The 17,166-nt window shown below is 70.4% G+C and carries 16 protein-coding genes; 7 read left to right on the forward strand and 9 right to left on the reverse strand.

Features of this window, described 5'->3' with window-relative positions; genetic code table 11:
- Positions 1-16: 16 nt before the first annotated feature.
- A complete protein-coding gene (locus tag FHU40_RS07005) occupies positions 17-481 on the reverse strand; it encodes a DUF1707 domain-containing protein (protein ID WP_183591506.1) in 465 nt (154 codons plus the stop codon).
- Complete coding sequence (locus FHU40_RS07010) at positions 474-2,057, reverse strand: sulfatase family protein (RefSeq protein ID WP_343057768.1); 1,584 nt, start codon at positions 2,055-2,057, stop codon at positions 474-476. The genes FHU40_RS07005 and FHU40_RS07010 overlap by 8 nt, the downstream gene beginning before the upstream one ends.
- A 190-nt stretch (positions 2,058-2,247) precedes the next feature.
- On the opposite strand from FHU40_RS07010, the gene FHU40_RS07015 reads away from it, so the two are divergent.
- The 4 genes from FHU40_RS07015 (at position 2,248) to FHU40_RS07030 (ending at position 7,024) form a co-directional block, all read left to right on the forward strand.
- Positions 2,248-2,418, forward strand: a complete 171-nt coding sequence (locus FHU40_RS07015) for a hypothetical protein (protein WP_183591508.1) — start codon at positions 2,248-2,250, stop codon at positions 2,416-2,418.
- Between the two features lie 141 nt (positions 2,419-2,559).
- Positions 2,560-4,353 carry an ATP-binding protein gene (locus FHU40_RS07020; protein ID WP_183591509.1) on the forward strand — a complete coding sequence of 598 codons (1,794 nt, stop codon included), beginning with the start codon at positions 2,560-2,562 and terminating at the stop codon, positions 4,351-4,353.
- Positions 4,340-5,851 (forward strand): ADP-ribosyltransferase, encoded by a 1,512-nt coding sequence (locus tag FHU40_RS07025; RefSeq protein WP_183591510.1) that lies wholly within the window; start codon positions 4,340-4,342, stop codon positions 5,849-5,851. Before FHU40_RS07020 ends, FHU40_RS07025 begins: the two co-directional genes overlap by 14 nt.
- Before the next feature lie 87 nt (positions 5,852-5,938).
- The gene (locus FHU40_RS07030; RefSeq protein ID WP_183591511.1) at positions 5,939-7,024 is read left to right on the forward strand and encodes a PASTA domain-containing protein; all 1,086 of its coding nucleotides are present in this window, start codon (positions 5,939-5,941) and stop codon (positions 7,022-7,024) included.
- On the opposite strand, the gene FHU40_RS07035 is transcribed toward FHU40_RS07030, so the two are convergent.
- The 3 genes from FHU40_RS07035 to FHU40_RS07045 are packed head-to-tail and all read right to left on the reverse strand — an operon-like array spanning position 7,021 to position 10,484.
- Entirely contained in the window at positions 7,021-7,797 is a 777-nt protein-coding gene (locus tag FHU40_RS07035; protein WP_183591512.1) for a succinate dehydrogenase/fumarate reductase iron-sulfur subunit, read from the reverse strand. The two genes, FHU40_RS07030 and FHU40_RS07035, sit on opposite strands and share 4 nt — an antisense overlap.
- A gap of 24 nt (positions 7,798-7,821) precedes the next feature.
- Positions 7,822-9,711, reverse strand: a complete 1,890-nt coding sequence (locus FHU40_RS07040) for a fumarate reductase/succinate dehydrogenase flavoprotein subunit (protein ID WP_183591513.1) — start codon at positions 9,709-9,711, stop codon at positions 7,822-7,824.
- Positions 9,711-10,484, reverse strand: coding sequence for a hypothetical protein (locus tag FHU40_RS07045; protein WP_343057770.1), 774 nt, complete (start codon positions 10,482-10,484; stop codon positions 9,711-9,713). Before FHU40_RS07045 ends, FHU40_RS07040 begins: the two co-directional genes overlap by 1 nt.
- A gap of 244 nt (positions 10,485-10,728) precedes the next feature.
- Here FHU40_RS07045 and FHU40_RS07050 point away from each other — a divergent pair, with 244 nt between their 5' ends.
- Genes FHU40_RS07050 through FHU40_RS07060 form a run of 3 tightly spaced genes read left to right on the forward strand, consistent with a single transcriptional unit; the run spans position 10,729 to position 14,211 of the window.
- Positions 10,729-11,430 carry a succinate dehydrogenase cytochrome b subunit gene (locus tag FHU40_RS07050; protein ID WP_183591515.1) on the forward strand — a complete coding sequence of 234 codons (702 nt, stop codon included), beginning with the start codon at positions 10,729-10,731 and terminating at the stop codon, positions 11,428-11,430.
- 19 nt (positions 11,431-11,449) lie between these two features.
- The gene (locus FHU40_RS07055; RefSeq protein ID WP_183592229.1) at positions 11,450-13,468 is read left to right on the forward strand and encodes a fumarate reductase/succinate dehydrogenase flavoprotein subunit; all 2,019 of its coding nucleotides are present in this window, start codon (positions 11,450-11,452) and stop codon (positions 13,466-13,468) included.
- On the forward strand, positions 13,468-14,211 hold the full coding sequence (locus FHU40_RS07060; protein WP_183591516.1) for a succinate dehydrogenase/fumarate reductase iron-sulfur subunit: 744 nt from the start codon (positions 13,468-13,470) through the stop codon (positions 14,209-14,211). The genes FHU40_RS07055 and FHU40_RS07060 overlap by 1 nt, the downstream gene beginning before the upstream one ends.
- A 77-nt stretch (positions 14,212-14,288) precedes the next feature.
- Here the strand turns inward: FHU40_RS07060 and FHU40_RS07065 are convergent, their stop codons facing one another.
- From FHU40_RS07065 to trpS, 4 genes are read right to left on the reverse strand one after another with little or no spacing between them, the layout of a single operon-like run.
- On the reverse strand, positions 14,289-14,507 hold the full coding sequence (locus FHU40_RS07065; protein WP_183591517.1) for an SCO4848 family membrane protein: 219 nt from the start codon (positions 14,505-14,507) through the stop codon (positions 14,289-14,291).
- On the reverse strand, positions 14,504-15,547 hold the full coding sequence (locus tag FHU40_RS07070; RefSeq protein ID WP_183591518.1) for a YhjD/YihY/BrkB family envelope integrity protein: 1,044 nt from the start codon (positions 15,545-15,547) through the stop codon (positions 14,504-14,506). Before FHU40_RS07070 ends, FHU40_RS07065 begins: the two co-directional genes overlap by 4 nt.
- A 1-nt stretch (position 15,548) precedes the next feature.
- A complete protein-coding gene (locus tag FHU40_RS07075) occupies positions 15,549-16,070 on the reverse strand; it encodes a 2'-5' RNA ligase family protein (protein WP_183591519.1) in 522 nt (173 codons plus the stop codon).
- Between the two features lie 10 nt (positions 16,071-16,080).
- Positions 16,081-17,139 carry a tryptophan--tRNA ligase gene (gene trpS, locus FHU40_RS07080; RefSeq protein WP_183591520.1) on the reverse strand — a complete coding sequence of 353 codons (1,059 nt, stop codon included), beginning with the start codon at positions 17,137-17,139 and terminating at the stop codon, positions 16,081-16,083.
- Between the last annotated feature and the right edge of the window lie 27 nt (positions 17,140-17,166).

Genomic DNA, 17,166 nt, shown 5'->3' on the forward strand with positions numbered 1-17,166 from the left:
CGCCTCGTGACGAGGGCTACTGAGTGTGACCTTTTCCGCGTCCGGAGCCGCCCTCGGGCACCCGCCGCCCGCTGACGAGCGTCGCCAGCGGCGGGAGGCCGGTGAAGACGATCACCCACAGCGGCCAGAAGAAGCCGCGACCGGTCTGCGACCACAGCAGCACGCACGCGACGCTGCATACGACGAACACGAGCAGCTCGCGGCCCACTGGCCGCCGGGACCGGTCGGGCTCCGCCGACGCGCTCCGGATGGGCTGGAGGTCGGACACGAGGGTCAGGAGCGCGCCGAGAGTGATCGGCGCCGTCGTCCGCGCGGTGCGTACGTCGAGCTCCGCGCGGGTCAGCCGGCCGTCGGCGTACGCCTCGACGAAGAGGTCGCGGGCGTGGTCGCGGTCGGCGTCGGTCGCCCGCACCCGGGCGTGCTCCGGGCGCCGCGGGTCGAGGTGGAAGCCGGCCCAGAACCGCTCGGGCTGCTCAGGCATCGGCGCTCCCCTCCCCCGACGCGGCCTCGACCAAGAGCTCGGCCAGCTCGTCGGCGGGATAGAAGTCGCGCGGGCAGGTCTCGCCCGCGCAGCCCCGGTAGCGCTTGGCGAGCGAGGCCAGCGCCTTGCGCGCCGGCGCGTAGCGCTTCTCGCCGGCGAGGTTGTGGATCTCGTAGGGATCGCGGGAGCGGTCGTAGAGCTCCTGCCCGCCGCGGCGGTAGCGGACGTAGGTCCAGGCACCGACCCGCACGCCCCAGTAGATGCGCTGGGTGCCAGCCACCTGGTAGGCCTCGATCGGCACCACGCGCACCTGGGCCGGCGCGTCGACCCACGGCAGGATGTCGACGCCGTCGAGTGGCCGCGGCGGCGCGACCCCGGTCGCGGCGAGGATCGTCGCGGCGAGGTCGGGGTTGGTCACCGCGGTCGGCACCATGACGCCCTGCGGGAGCCCGGGGCCGCGCATCAGGATCGGGATCCGCACCGACTCGTCGTAGTGGTAGAGCTTGCCGTTCAGGTTGTGGTTGCCGACCGCATAGCCGTTGTCGGAGGTGAAGATCACCAGCGTCCGGTCCAGCTGCCCGGTCGCCTTCAGCTGGCGGAAGAGCCTGGCGACCGCCCGGTCGAGGCCGCGCGCCGCCTCGATCCGGCGCTGGTAGACGATGTTCAGGGCCTGGCGGTCCGCCTCGTCGAACTGGCGGACGTTGGCCGGCGCCCACTCGGGCAGCGTCTCGTGGTCGGGCTCCGGGAACGAGTTGGGCGTGATCGGCAGCGGCACGTCCCGGTAGAAGCCGACGTCCTGGGGATCGGGCACCGTGGACTTGAAGCGGGCCTGGCGCGTGCCGGCGTACTTCTTCCGCGGCGCCTCCGCGTCCACCGGCCCGCCGACGTGCGGAGCGACGTAGTTGACCCAGGCGAACCAAGGGTTGTCGCGGCGCTCCCCGATCATCTGCGTGGCCTGCTCGGTCATCACGTCGGTCGTGTAGCCCTGCTGGCGCTCGATCCGGCCGTTGACGCTCAGGCGCTGGTCGAAGAAGCGGTACGTCGAGGGGTCGGGCGTGGCCCGCCAGTCGGTCCAGCCGGGCGGGATGTCGCGGGCGGTCCTGTTCTTGCCGTAGCCGTTGAGGTACTTGCCGGTGAACAGCGTGTCGTAGCCGGCGTCCTGCAGCGCGCTGGCGATCGTGTCGCGGTCGTCCCAGTCCCGCGCCTGGTAGCCGCCGGCCGGACCGCGCACCGTCTTGGCGCCGTGGTTGTGGGCGTACTGCCCGGTGAGCAGCGACGCCCGGGCCGGCACGCACATCGGGGACGGCGCGATGCCGTCGCCGAAGGTCACGCCGCCGGTCTCCATCAGCCGGCGCACCCGCGGGAGGTAGGGCAGGTCGGTCGCGGCCAGGTCGTCGACCGTGATCATCAGGACGTTCGGCCTCGAGACCGGCCGCTCCAGCGCCGGTGTCGGCGTCGGCGTCAAGGCCGCGCGCGCCGACTCGGGCACCCGTGTCGGGTCGTCGATGCCGACGAGGGCCAGGGCGCTGACCGCGAGGGTCGCCAACAGCGCCCGGCCCGGACGTCCCCTGACCACACGCCCTCCCCGGCTCGTATCGACGTGAGGCTCCTCGATCGACAAAACCGTACCGGGTGCCTCCTCGGCCGCCTCACGACAACCGAACCGCCGCCCACGACGTCTCACCCGGTGCAGGCGAAGACAACACACCGGACGAGGAACATGCTGGATCCAGATCGATCCTCGACTCGGGAGGGAGGAGATCGGCATGACGGTGCTCGCACACCGGCCTCGGGGCCGGAACGAGGAGGAGGCGGCACGCTGGCAGGCGGTGCTCAGGGCGGTCGTGACGATCGCGCTGGTGACCCTGGTGGTGGCGGCCGCGCTCGGCGCCGCGACGTACGTCGCCTCGAGAGCCTTCGTCGGGATGCTCTCCTGACCGGCCCGGAACCGGTCCTGCCCCGGCCGAGAGCGGGCGCGGGCATCCTCACCATTCGGGGTGGACAGCGGCCTCCGGTGGTCTAGATTTCGCTCGAGGGCCCCGGCTCCTGCGTCGGCCCCCAGAGGGAGACCAGCACGGATGTCGACGCCCATGCTCGCGACGGACGCCGGCGCACCGCCCTTCGCCGCCTTCGCGGACGCCGCGATCGGGGTGGCCCTGGACGAGGCGCCGGCCGAGGCGCTCGACGACGCGCGCACGACGCTCGCGCTCGACTCCGCGTCGGTGTTCCACACGCTCTGCGTCAACGCCGGGGCGGAGGGTCCCGAGCGCGAGCTGCTCGCGCTCCTCGTGGCCTGCGAGCTCGACCCGGTGCGCGCGGCCCGGATCGGCGTGCTGGTCGGCGCGACCCGGCCCAGCCGGATCACGCTCGGCGCCGCCGCCCGCCTGCTGGGCGGGACCCTTGCCTGCGCGGAGGCGGCCGGTCCCGGGTCCGCCCTGCGACGCGCGGCGCTGGTCGGCGGTCACCGCCCGGGGCTGTGGGCGACGACCGAGGTCGAGCTCGCGCCGCAGGTGCTGTGGGCGCTGCTGGGCGACCCGTCCCCCGACGCGGACCTGCCGGTCGGCACCCGTCACGTCGACCGGCCGGCGTCGACTCCCCGGTCGGCCGAGGTCGTGCTGGTCTCGGGTCCCGACCGGGTACGCCGCCGCGACCTGGCCATCGAGCGCTCCGGTGGCGGCCGGTTCCTGGTGGCCCCGGCCCCTGCGTCCGACGCCGGCTGGGCCGCGATCGTGCGCGAGGCCACCCTCACCGGCCGAGCGGTCGTCGTCGAGCTCGACGACGGCCTCCCCGAGGAGGGGCGGCGCTGGGTCGAGCGGGCCACCCATCTCGGCTGGGCGCTCACCTGCGTCGACGAACTGCCGGTCCGCGACCTGCCCGACCGGGCGCGCTCCGAGCACGTCGCGTCCGCCGACCTGGTGACCGACGACGAGTGGCGAGCCGCGGTCGGCCCCGACGTACCGCTGGAGCACCGGCTCACCGCGGAGCAGACCGAGCTCGTCGCTGCGGTGCACCCGACCGTCGACGGCGACGTGCACGTCGCCGTCCGCCGCCTGCTCGCCGGGCCACTCGGCACGCTGGCGCGCCGGGTCCGGCCGCAGAAGTCCTGGGACGACCTGGTGCTGAGCGGGGCCAAGCTGGCCCAGCTGCGGTCGATCGTCGCGCGCTACCAGCACGCCGGCCGGGTGCTCGACGACTGGGGGCTGTCGCACGCCGCCGGCCGCGGGATCGTCTCGCTCTTCACCGGCCAGTCCGGCACCGGCAAGACCCTGGCCGCCGAGGTGGTCGCGTCGGAGCTCGGCCTGGACATGTACCGCATCGACATCTCGACCGTGGTCAGCAAGTACATCGGCGAGACCGAGCAGAACCTCGAGCGGCTCTTCGCGGCCGCGTCGGCCGGCAGCTCGGTGCTGTTCTTCGACGAGGCCGACTCGCTCTTCGGCAAGCGGGCCGAGGTCAAGGACGGCCGCGACCGGTACGCCAACCTCGAGGTCTCCTACCTCCTCCAGCGGCTCGAGACCTACGACGGCATCGTCGTGCTGGCCACGAACCTGCCGAAGAACATCGACGACGCCTTCCTGCGCCGCATCCACTTCGTCGTCGACTTCCCCACCCCGGCCGGGCCCGAGCGGCGCGCCATCTGGGAGCGGCATCTCCGCGACGGCGTACCGCAGGGAGACCTCGACCTCGACCTGCTCGCCCGCCGCTACGAGCTCACCGGCGGCGTCATCCGCAACGCCGTCGTCGCCGCCGCCTTCCAGGCGGCCGACGAGGACCGGCCGGTCGAGATGCGCCACGTCCGGGCGGCCCTGATCGCGGAGTACGTCAAGCTCGGGCGCGTGGTCCGGGAGGAGGACTTCGATGGGCTTCAGTAGGCACTTCAAGAAGAGGAAGCCGCAGGCGCCGGCGCCGAAGCAGGCCGCCACCGCGCCGCCCACCCAGCTCGAGGTCGAGGACGAGTCGCAGGAGAGCGAGAGCGAGGAGCAGCTGCAGACCCTCGCCGGCCAGCCCTCCAGCGACGTCACGCTCGCACCGGGCAAGGTCACGCCCCAGGGCGGCGACCGCCAGGACGAGTCCCAGGAGTCCGAGTCGGAGCAGGAGGACTCGCCCTTCGACGACGCGGGAGCCAAGGTCGACGACCTCTCCGACTTCGTGCCCCCCACCGAGAAGGAGATCGCGGCCGCCGCAGCGAAGGCCAAGCGCCCGCGGCGCGGGCCGAGCCGGACGTTGCGCGAGATGTCCACCGCGGTGCGGGACACGATGTCCTACGACGAGCTCAAGCGCGCCCGCTCCAAGAAGTCGACGCTCTACCGGCTGATGGTCACCCTCGACGAGCTCACCGCGACCCGGCACCCGCTGAACCAGCTGCCCCTGGTCAAGAAGGTCGGGCGCCTGGCCGAGTCCTATCGGTTCAAGCACCGCGGGGGCACCAGCGAGGTCGAGCGCACCCGGATCGACCTGATGGTGGAGATCGACCGACTCGCCTCGGCCCAGGTCCTGCGCACCTACGCCGAGCTCCAGTACGCCGAGCGGCTCGGGGGCACCGACCTCCAGAAGCACGAGTTGCAGGCGATGCCGGCGCAGAAGGGCTCGAAGGGCGGCCAGACCCGCCCGCCCGTTCGACAGTTCGCACACTTGACGGGCGGCGCCGACATCCGAGGCCACGACACGTCATGGGGTGCTCGTCCGGAGGACGAGCGGTTCGTACAGGATGCGAGCGCGTCCGACAACCAGAAGGCACCCAACGCCCGGCTCGCGACGGCGGCCGCCGGCCTCAGCCATGCCGAGGTGCTGGCGATTCGGACCTACACCGCGGAGAACTACCGCTACATCAACCCGAGCATGACCGGCTTCGAGCCCGGACTGCGCAAGCACCTCGGGGCGAGGGCCGACGACGAGTCCGTCGACCGCCTCCAGCAGGAGAGCGCCGTACACGCCGGCATGGCGATGTCGGGCCTCGCCAAGCTGCCGGCGTGGCACGGCGTCTCCTACCGTGGCGACAACGTGGACCTCGGCCGGATGAAGAGGATGTACACGGTCGGCCAGGTGGCCACCAACGAGCTCTTCATGAGCACGTCCAAGGGCACCGCGACCGGTCGCCAGTTCCTCCGCACGAGCGGCGACGGGCCGATCAAGCTGTTCGTCGAGGTCGAGGTGGACGGCAGCGGCGGCAAGGACATCTCGATGCTGTCGACCGCGACCACCGAGCGCGAGGTTCTCGTGCTGCCGGGTGCCCGCTACGTCACCCTCTCCATCGAGGAGTACGACGTCGCGACCTTCGCCCGCACGCCCCTGCGACAGCGACCCGACGGGAGGAAGCGGCCGGACGGCTCCATCCCCGCCTACTACGTGCGGATCCGCCAGGTCGGCTGAGGCCCCGACCGTCGACCGCGTGTGACGTCTCGGACGAGGTCCCGCGATCGGCAGACGGCACCGCCTCCGACCGCTACGGTCCGCGTCATGACAACGTCACGGCGCCGCCTCCGGCGCCTCGCTCCCGTCCTTCCCCTCGTCCTCGGCCTGGCCGCCGTGCCCGTGATCGCCGCGCCGGCACAGGCGCAGGCGCAGCGCACCTGGGTCTCGGGCGTCGGCGACGACGGCAATCCGTGCTCGCGCACCTCACCGTGCAAGACCTTCGCCGGGGCGATCTCCAAGACGGCGGCGGGCGGCGCGATCAACGTCCTCGACCCGGGCGGCTTCGGCGCCGTCACGATCACCAAGTCGATCACGATCGACGGTTCCGGCAGCTTCGGCTCCATCAGCAACCTCGGGACCACGGCCGTCATCATCAACGCCCCGGGAGATGCCGACGTGATCCTGCGCGGCCTCGACATCATCGGCGGCCTGTCCGGGAGCGTCGCGGGCACCTGCGGCGGCATCGCGGGCGTCTCCGTGATCGCGGCCCGCTCGGTCCGCCTCGACGACGTCCGGATCTCCGGCCAGGCCAACGCCATCCGGACCCCGCTCACCTCCAGCTCACCCGACACCTTCGTCGACATCGCGCTCAGCGACGTCGCGCTCACCCAGAACTGTCAGCACGGAGTCCTGCTCGAGCCGGCTCCGGGGCACCCGACCCGGGTGAGCATCACCGACAGCGTCGTCACCCAGTCCAACGTCGCGCTCCGCGCGGCGGCCGGGGCCGAGGCATGGGCGACGCGCACGCACCTCAACCTCAACAACACCGGCGTCGAGCTCGCGGGCGGCATCGTCCACGCCGGATGTGGGACGGAGTCGTTCGGCAACGCCACGAACGGCGCGTTCAGCGACGACGTCTGCCCCGCCAACGCTCCGGTCGTGGTCTCGACCCCGGCACCCGCGACCCCGGCCACCCCCACGGCCACGACGTACTGCCGGGTGCCGAGCGTGACCGGCCGCACCGTCGCCCAGGCCACCACCCGGCTGAAGGCCGCGGGCTGCGCCACGGGCGCGGTCAGCCGGAAGAAGGTCGCGAAGAAGGCCAAGCGGGGCAAGGTCCTCGGTCAGGGCGTGACCGCCGGCACGGAGGTCCGGCTCGGATCGAAGGTCCGGCTCGTCGTGGGTCGCTAGACCTCGGCACGGCCGTCGTTGTCCTTGTTGCGGATGCCGATCTTGTTGCCGAGCCAGACCAGCGGGTCGTACTTGCGGTCGACGACCCGCTCCTTCATCGGGATGATCGCGTTGTCGGTGATCCGGATGCCCTCGGGGCAGACCTCGGTGCAGCACTTGGTGATGTTGCACATCCCGATGCCCGCGGCGCTCTGCGCCAGGGCCCGCCGGTCGTGGGTGTCGAGGGGGTGCATGTCGAGCTCGGCGTACCGCAGGAAGAACCGCGGGCCGGCGAAGGCCGGCTTGTTGTCCTCGTGGTCGCGGACGACGTGGCAGGTGTCCTGGCACAGGAAGCACTCGATGCACTTGCGGAACTCCTGCCCGCGCTCGACGTCGATCTGCGCCATCCGGCGCTTGCCGTCGGGGTCGCGCGGACCGAGCTCGGCATACGGCAGCTCCTTGGCCTTCTCGTAGTTGTACGACACGTCGGTCACCAGGTCGCGGATCACCGGGAAGGCGCGCATCGGCGTGACCGTGATCGTCTCCTCGGGCTCGAAGTCCGAGAGCCGGGTCATGCACATCAGCCGCGGCCGGCCGTTGATCTCGGCGGAGCACGAGCCGCACTTGCCGGCCTTGCAGTTCCAGCGGATCGCCAGGTCGCCGGCCTGCGTCGCCTGCAGCCGGTGCAGTGCGTCGAGGACGACCTCGCCCTCGGACACCTCCACGGTGTAGTCGCCGAGGTCGCCGCCGGACTGGTCGCCGCGCCAGACGCGCATCTTCAGGTCGTAGCCCATGCCGGTCCTCTCCCGATGATCTGGCTAGTCGAAGTACTTCTTGAGCTCGTCCGGCAGCACCGGCAACGGCTTCTCGGACAGGTCCACGCCGGTGCCGCCGGCGTCGAGGGTGACGACGAGGTTCTTCGTGCCCCACACCTCGTTGTCGGTCTGGGGGAAGTCGTCGCGGGTGTGGCCGCCGCGTGACTCCTCGCGGGCCAGCGCCGCCTTCGCGATGGCCTCCGAGACCAGCAGCATGTTGCGCAGGTCGATCGACAGGTGCCAGCCGGGGTTGTACTGCCGATGCCCCTCCACGACCATGTGCCGCGCGCGCTCCTTCAACCCCTCGATCTCGACCAGTGACTGCTCGAGCTCGCGGGCGGTGCGGATGATGCCGACCAGGTCGTTCATCGACTGCTGGAGGTCGTGCTGGATCGTGTACGGGTTCTCGCCTCCCTCTACCTCAAATGGCGCGAGGGCGCTCGTCGACGCCGCCTTGATGTCGGCCTCGTCGACCGCCGGACGGGTCGAGAGCCCCGCGGCGTATGCCGCAGCGTGCTCACCCGCCCGCTTGCCGAACACCAGCAGGTCGCCGAGCGAGTTGCCGCCCAGCCGGTTGGAGCCGTGCATGCCGCCCGAGCACTCCCCCACGGCGTACAGGCCGGTGACCGCGCTCTCCTGGCTGTCGGCGTCGACCTCGACCCCGCCCATCACGTAGTGGCAGGTGGGCCCGATCTCCATCGGCTCCTGGGTGATGTCGACGTCGGCCAGCTCCTTGAACTGGTGGTACATCGACGGCAGTCGCTTGCGGATGAACTCGGGCGTACGCCGGGACGCGATGTCGAGGTAGATGCCGCCGTGCGGTGACCCGCGGCCGGCCTTGATCTCGGAGTTGATCGCCCGCGCCACCTCGTCACGGGGCAGCAGCTCGGGTGGCCGCCGGTTGTTCTTCTTGTCCTCGTACCACCGGTCGGCCTCCTCGATGGTGTCGGCCGTCTCCGCCTTGAAGAACTCCGGGATGTAGTCGAACATGAAGCGCTTGCCTTCAGAGTTCTTGAGCACGCCGCCGTCGCCGCGCACCGACTCCGTGACCAGCAGCCCCTTCACCGAGGGCGGCCACACCATGCCGGTCGGGTGGAACTGCACGAACTCCATGTTGATCAGCGCGGCGCCCGCCCGGAGCGCGAGCGCGTGACCGTCGCCGGTGTACTCCCAGGAGTTCGAGGTGACCTTGAAGGACTTGCCGATGCCGCCGGTCGCGAGGATCACCGTCGGTGCCGCGAACGCGACGAAGCGGCCGGTCTCGCGCCAGTACCCGAAGGCCCCGGCAATGGCGCCGCCTCCGGTGGTTGAGGAAGGCGCGCTGGCGCCTGTCTCGAAACCCCCGTCCTTGAGCAGCTCGGTGATCGTGCACTCCATGAACACGTCGATGCCGAGCTGCACGGTGCGCTGCTGGAGGGTGCGGATCATCTCCAGCCCGGTGCGGTCGCCGACGTGGGCGAGCCGGGCGTACTTGTGACCGCCGAAGTCGCGCTGCGAGATCAGCCCGTCGTCGGTGCGGTCGAAGAGGGCGCCCCAGTCCTCGAGCTCCTGCACCCGCTCGGGCGCCTCCTGGGCGTGCAGCTGGGCCATCCGCCAGTTGTTGAGCATCTTCCCGCCACGCATGGTGTCTCGGAAGTGCACCTCCCAGCTGTCCTCGGGCCAGCGGTTGCCCATCGCGGCGGCGATGCCGCCCTCGGCCATCACCGTGTGCGCCTTGCCGAGCAGGGACTTGCACACCACCGCGGTGCGTGCACCCGCCTCGTGCGCCGCGATCGCCGCGCGCAGGCCGGCGCCCCCGGCACCGATCACGACCACGTCGTACTCGTGCCGCTCCAGTCCGCCGGCCGCTGACCCGGACATCTCGTTGCCGGTCATGGGGTGCCGCTCACTCATTAGAAGAACCTCGGGTCGTCGAAGGCGCCGGTGGCGAGCAGGTAGACGTAGAGGTCCACGATCGCCACGGAGAACAGCGAGTACCAGGCATAGACCCCGTGCTTGGTGTTCAGCTTCGAGACGGCCGTCCACAGCCGGTAGCGCACGGGATGCTTCGAGAAGTGTCTGAGCCGGCCGCCGGTGATGTGCCGACAGGAGTGGCACGAGAGCGTGTAGAGCCAGATCAGCACGACGTTGGCCAGCATCAGGACGGTGCCGAGGCCCATGTGCCCCCACTCGCCGTCCTCGTTGCGGAAGGCCAGCACGGTGTCGTAGCTGAGCACGCAGGCGACCAGCACCGCGGCGTACCAGAACCAGCGGTGGATGTTCTGCAGGATCAGCGGGAAGCGGGTCTCGCCGGTGTACCTGCCGTGCGGCTCGGCGACCGCACAGGCGGGCGGCGAGAGCCAGAACGCCCGGTAGTAGGCCTTGCGGTAGTAGTAGCAGGTGAGCCGGAAGCCGAGCGGGAAGATCAGGATGATCAGCGCCGCCGACAGTGGGAAGCCCGCGAACGGCTGGCCGAAGTCCGAGGCGCCCTCGACGCAGTCACCGAGACAGGGCGAGTAGAACGGCGAGAGGTACGGCGTCGCGTAGTAGTAGGCGCCGGCGAACGCCCGCCAGGTGGCATAGACCACGAACGCCGAGAACACCACGAACGTCACGGCCGGGTAGAGCCACCACGTGTCGGTGCGGAGCGTCTTCGCTCCGATCCGGGCCCGGGTCGGGCCGTTCACACCGGTCGAACCTGCTGAGCCCTGCGTTGCCCTGGTCTCGCGCGCGTCGGTCGACGCCATCGCCACCTCCGGTGGGTCGGGTGCATCCGCAGTCTGCACAGTCGGCGCGGGATGTGAAAGAGGCCACACCGAAGATTTCGAGAACCGGTTGCACCAGCGCGCGAACGAGACCGGTCGGTAACGCGCTCTAAGTCACACTGACCCGCCGATCACGGGCCGCTCACGCGGGGTAGCGTGGCCTCTCGTGGCAACGACGACCTTGGTGACGGGTGCGCGGGCGTCGCGCTCGACCATCACCCTCAAGCTCCTGATGGCCGCGAGCGGCATCATCTTCATCCTGTACGTGCTGCTCCATATGTACGGCAACCTCAAGGCCTTCGCCGGCCACGATGCCTACAACGAGTACGCGCACCACCTGCGCACGCTCGGCGAGCCGATGCTCCCGTACGCCGGCTTCCTCTGGATCATGCGCGCCGTGCTCATCGTCGCGGTGGTCGTGCACGTGTACGCCGCGGCCAAGCTGTGGCGCCGCGCAAACCATGCGCGCAGCCAGAAGTACGTCGTGAAGAAGAACCTCGCCTCGTCGTTCTCCTCGCGCTGGATGCGCTGGGGCGGCCTGACGATCCTGCTGTTCGTGATCTGGCACCTGATCAACTTCACGATCGGCAAGGTCAACGTGGCGGGCGGGGAGACCAACGACCCGTACAACCTGCTCGTCGACACCTTCGACACCTGGTGGATGACCGTCATCTACCTGCTGGCGATGTTCGCGCTCGGCATGCACCTGCACCACGGCACCTGGAGCGCCGCGCAGACGCTGGGCCTGACGAACAACGCACGCGCCCGTCGCAACGCCAAGGCCCTCGGCTGGATCCTCGCGGTCGTCATCGCCGCCGGCTTCTCCCTCGTCCCGATCTTCGTCCTCGCGGGCGTCATCTCCAAGTAAGGGGCTGCACATGACCGACATGCCTGACACCACGCTGACGGGTGACCCCTCGCACGACGCCCCCGCGGAGCACGGCGACGACGCCGCCGGCTACTACACCCCCGGCGAGCCGATCCGCGACACCAAGGCCCCCGAGGGCCCGATCGACGAGCGCTGGCAGACCCGCAAGTTCGAGGCCCGCCTGGTCAACCCGGCCAACCGGCGCAAGCTCGACATCATCATCGTCGGCACCGGCCTGGCCGGTGGCTCGGCCGCGGCCACGCTCGGCGAGGCCGGCTACAACGTGAAGTCCTTCTGCTACCAGGACTCCCCGCGCCGCGCCCACTCGATCGCCGCGCAGGGCGGCATCAACGCCGCGAAGAACTACAAGGAGGACGGCGACTCCGTCCACCGCCTGTTCTACGACACCGTCAAGGGCGGCGACTACCGCTCGCGCGAGTCGAACGTCTACCGGCTCTCCGAGGTCAGCGCCAACATCATCGACCAGTGCGTCGCGCAGGGCGTCCCCTTCGCGCGTGAGTACGGCGGCCTCCTCGACAACCGCTCGTTCGGCGGCGTCCAGGTCTCCCGCACGTTCTACGCCCGCGGCCAGACCGGTCAGCAGCTGCTGATCGGCGCCTACCAGGCGATGGAGCGGCAGGTCGCGGCCGGCACGGTCACGCAGTACACCCGCCACGAGATGCTCGAGCTGATCGTGGTCGACGGACGGGCCCGCGGCATCATCGCCCGCGACCTGGTCACCGGCGAGATCGAGACACACCTGGCCGACGTCGTCGTGCTGGCCTCCGGCGGCTACGGCAACGTCTTCTACCTCTCCACCAACGCGATGGGGTCGAACGTCACGGCCACCTGGCGGGCGCACCGCAAGGGCGCCTACATGGCCAACCCCTGCTACACGCAGATCCACCCGACCTGCATCCCGGTCACCGGGTCGCACCAGTCGAAGCTGACGCTGATGTCGGAGTCGCTGCGCAACGACGGGCGGATCTGGGTCCCGAAGCAGAAGTCCGACTGCGACAAGGACCCCCGGCAGATCCCGGAGCAGGACCGCGACTACTACCTGGAGCGGATCTACCCCTCCTTCGGCAACCTGGTGCCGCGCGACATCGCGTCCCGCGCCGCCAAGTACGTCTGCGACGAGGGTCGCGGCGTCGGCCCGGAGGTCGACGGCGTGCGCCGTGGCGTCTACCTCGACTTCAGCGCCGCGGTCGAGCGGCTGGGCCGCGACGCGGTCGAGGAGAAGTACGGCAACCTCTTCGACATGTACGCCCGGATCACCGGCGAGAACCCGTACGACACCCCGATGCGGATCTACCCGGCGGTCCACTACGTCATGGGCGGCCTGTGGGTCGACTACGACCTGCAGGCGTCGATCCCCGGGCTGTTCGTGACCGGCGAGGCCAACTTCTCCGACCACGGCGCCAACCGCCTGGGCGCCTCCGCCCTGATGCAGGGGCTCGCCGACGGCTACTTCGTGCTGCCCCACACGATCCGCGACTACCTCGCGGACGGCCCGTTCGAGAAGGTCGAGGAGACCCACCCGGACGTCGTCGAGGCGCGGAAGTCGGTCGAGGACCGGGTCTCGCACTTCCTGTCCACCAACGGCACCCGCAGCGTCGACTCCTACCACCGCGAGCTCGGCAACATCATGTGGGAGTACTGCGGCATGGAGCGGACCGAGGACGGCCTGAAGAAGGCCATCGACCTGATCCGCACCCTCAAGGACGACTTCTGGCGCAACGTGAAGGTGCTGGGCACCTCCGACAGCCTCAACCAGTCGCTGGAGAAGGCCGGCCGCGTGGCCGACTTCCTCGAGCTCGGTGAGCTGATGTGCATCGACGCGCTCAACCGCCGCGAGTCCTGCGGCGGCCACTTCCGCGCCGAGTCGCAGACCGAGGACGGCGAGGCGCTGCGCCACGACGACCAGTACGCGTACGTCGCCGCCTGGGAGTTCGCCGGCGACGGCGAGCTGCCCGTCCTGCACAAGGAAGACCTCGTCTACACGGCCATCGAGATGAAGCAGCGGAGCTACAAGTAATGAAGGTGACCCTCAAGATCTGGCGCCAGCCGGACGCCGCGTCGAAGGGCGCGATGCAGACCTACGAGCTCGACGGCGTCTCGCAGGACATGTCGTTCCTGGAGATGCTCGACGTCCTCAACGAGGATCTGATCGCCAAGGGCGAGGACCCGGTCGCGTTCGACTCCGACTGCCGCGAGGGCATCTGCGGCATGTGCGGGCTGATGATCAACGGCCAGGCGCACGGCCCGGAGGTCACCACGACCTGCCAGCTGCACATGCGGTCCTTCAAGGACGGCGACGAGATCGTCGTCGAGCCCTGGCGCGCCGACGCGTTCCCGGTGGTCAAGGACCTCGTCGTCGACCGCGGCGCGTTCGACCGGATCATCCAGGCCGGCGGCTTCATCTCCGTCAACACCGGCTCCGCCCCCGAGGCGCACTCCGTGCCGGTCCCCCGTGACGACGCGACGCGCGCGTTCAACGTGGCGACCTGCATCGGCTGCGGCGCCTGCGTGGCGGCCTGTCCCAACGGCTCCGCCTCGCTGTTCATGGGTGCGAAGATCACCCACCTCGGCGAGCTCCCGCAGGGCCAGCCCGAGCGCGACAGCCGCGTCGTCGGCATGGTCGCCCAGCACGACGCCGAGGGCTTCGGCGGCTGCACCAACATCGGCGAGTGCACCGCTGCCTGCCCCAAGGAGATCCCACTCGACGTGATCTCCCGCCTCAACTGGGACCTGCACGCCGCCCTCCGCCACGGCCACTAAGCCGAGTCGGCGCCAGATCTCACCCGAGTCGGCGCCAGATTTCAGTCCTGACTGGAATCTGGCGCCGACTCGGCGTTTCAGGGCTTGCGCAGGGTCCGGAGGCCGAGGACGGCGAAGACGACCCCCAGGCAGAGGTTGACGGCGATCAGCCCGCTGTGGGCGATCCAGTAGCCCTGCGGGCGGTCCTCACCGGAGGCGTGCGCGTCGTACAGGTTGCGCGCGAACATGATCCAGGTCAGGAAGTTCCACGCCGCCACGGCGACCAGGAACCACCCGGTCTTGCGTCCCACTGTCATTCGCTCCTTCTCGTCGATCTGGTCGTCAGCCTGCGGACCACCGCTACCAGGCCAAGCATGGTCGCCGCACCCGCGGCGTACGGCGCCGCCCAGGGGTGTTCGACGTCGTCGGTACGCCGCACCGGGGGCGACGGCGGCCCGGCCACCGGAGCCACCATGGGCACCGGTCGGGCGGCGCGCGCGGCGCGGGAGGTGTGTGCCCAGGCGGCGGAGTAGAGGACCACCTGGGAGAAGTAGCTGATCCAGACCAGCACGATCAGCGCGATGCCGAACGCCTGGAACGCCGGAGTGCCCTGGGTCGCCTTGATCAGCAGACCGGAGACCTGCTTGAGCACCTCGAACGCGATCGCACCGAGCACCGCCCCCGACCACAGCGACCGGCGCGGGGTGCGCGGCTCGGCGAGCAGCACGAACATCGCGAAGAACAGCAGCATGTTCGCGAGGAAGCCGAACGCAACGGTGAGCAGCCAGAGCAGCCGCCCGAACTCCATGTCGAGGTCCAGCCAGTCCAGCACCTCACGCGAGAAGCCGCCGACCAGACCGGCCACGACCACCGCCAGCAGCAGGATCCCGCCGATGACGGCCAGGGTGAGCAGGTCGCGGAGCTTGCCGAGCACGAAGTTGGGCTGCTCCTTCGCCGGCACCTCGAACACGATGACGAGCGCGGCGCGCATCGCGGCCAGCCAGCCGAGCCCGGAGTAGAGCAGGATCACCGCGCCGATGATCCCCACGGTGCTCGCGGCCCGCTCGATGTCGCTGATCTGCACCTGGTCGGGGCCGGTGCCGACCAGGCCGGGCATGACGGCGTCCAGGGCCTTGGTGAGGTTCTCCTCGGCGTTGGTCCAGATCTTCGCGAGCCAGCCGACGACGAAGAACGCGAGAGCCAGGATCGGGAAGAACGACAGGAACGCGAAGTAGGTGACCGCGCCGGCCTGCTGGCCGGCCTTCACCGTGCCGTAGTGCTCCTGCGTGCGGACGACGTGGTCGACGAGGGGCCGGCGCCGGCGGACGTCCGCGACGCGCTCCCGGAGCGAGGGCACGTCAGGTCCCCGACGCCGCCAGCGAGAACTGCCGCGTCGGCTGCCAGCCGATCTCCTCGTCGTGCACGTAGAGGTGGAACTCCCCCACCGTGAACTCGCACTCGAAGTCCGCCAGCTCCGCGAACGCCCGGTCCAGCAGGGCGTCCTCGATGTGGTGGGCGATCGTGACGTGCGGGTGGTAGGGGTGCGCGAGCTCGACGTCCAGCGGACCGCGGCGGACGGCGTCGGCGAGCCGCTCGCACTCGGAGATGCCCTGCACGAGGGTGACGAAGACGACCGGCGAGATCGGCCGGAAGGTGCCGGTCCCGCGCAGGTGCACCACGAAGCTGCCGATGCCGGTCGCGGCCTCGGCCAGGTGTCGCTCGATCTCCGGCAGGTCGGCCTCGTCGACGTCGGTCGGCGGCACCAGCGTGATGTGGGTCGGGATCATCGCCGCCGTGGTGTCTCCGACCGCGGTCCGGTAGTCCTGCAGCTCGGTCGCCCAGGGCTCGGGGATCGCGATCGCCACTCCGATGGTTGGCACGACCTCGACCCTACTGGCCGGCCGCCACGAAGCCGACCCGCTGGTAGACGTCGCGCAGCGTCGCCTCGGCCACCGCCCCCGCCTGCTCGGCGCCCCGGCGGAGCACGTCGGTGAGGTACGACTGGTCGTCGAGCAGCTCGAGCGTGCGGGTCCGGAACGGCGTCACGAAGTCGACCACGACCTCGGCGAGCTCCTTCTTCAGGTCGCCGTACCCGCGACCGGCGTACTCCGCCTCGAGGTCCGCGATCGGGCGCGCGGTGAGCGCCGAGTAGATCGTGAGCAGGTTGCTGACGCCGGGCTTGCCGTCGGGGTCGAACCGGATCTCGGACCCGGAGTCGGTGACCGCCGAGCGGATCTTCTTCGCCGAGGTCTTCGGGTCGTCGAGCATCTCGATGATGCCCGAGGGCGAGGAGGCCGACTTCGACATCTTCGAGGTCGGGTCCTGGAGGTCGGTGATCTTGGCGGTGGCCTTGAGGATGTAGGGCTCCGGCAGCCGGAACGTCTTCTTGTAGCGGCTGTTGAAGCGCTGCGCCAGGTCGCGCGTCAGCTCGAGGTGCTGACGCTGATCCTCGCCCACCGGCACGTAGTGGGGCCGGTAGAGGAGGATGTCGGCCGCCTGGAGGATCGGGTAGGTGAACAGGCCGACGCTGGCCGCGCCCTCACCGCCCTTCGCTGACTTGTCCTTGAACTGGGTCATCCGGCGCGCCTCGCCGAAGCCGGTCAGACACTGGAGCACCCAGCCGAGCTGGGCGTGCTCGGGCACCTGCGACTGCACGAAGATCGCCGAGCGGTCGGGGTCGATGCCCATCGCGATCAGCTGGGCGGCGGCCCGCAGGGTGCGCTCGCGGAGCACCTTCGGGTCCTGCTCGACCGTGATCGCGTGCAGGTCGGCGATGAAGAAGAACGGCTGGTACTCCTGCTGGAGGTCCACCCACTGCCGCAGCGCGCCCAGGTAGTTGCCGAAGTGGAACGAGTCGGCCGTCGGCTGGATGCCGGAGAGCACGCGGGGACGGGACGTGGCGGACCCCTGGGTGCTCGGAGCGACCTCGGGTGCGGTCGTGGTGGACATGGCGGTCATTCTTCCGGATGGGGATGG

The organism is Nocardioides soli (assembly GCF_014191495.1).
Taxonomy (GTDB): Bacteria; Actinomycetota; Actinomycetes; order Propionibacteriales; family Nocardioidaceae; genus Nocardioides; species Nocardioides soli.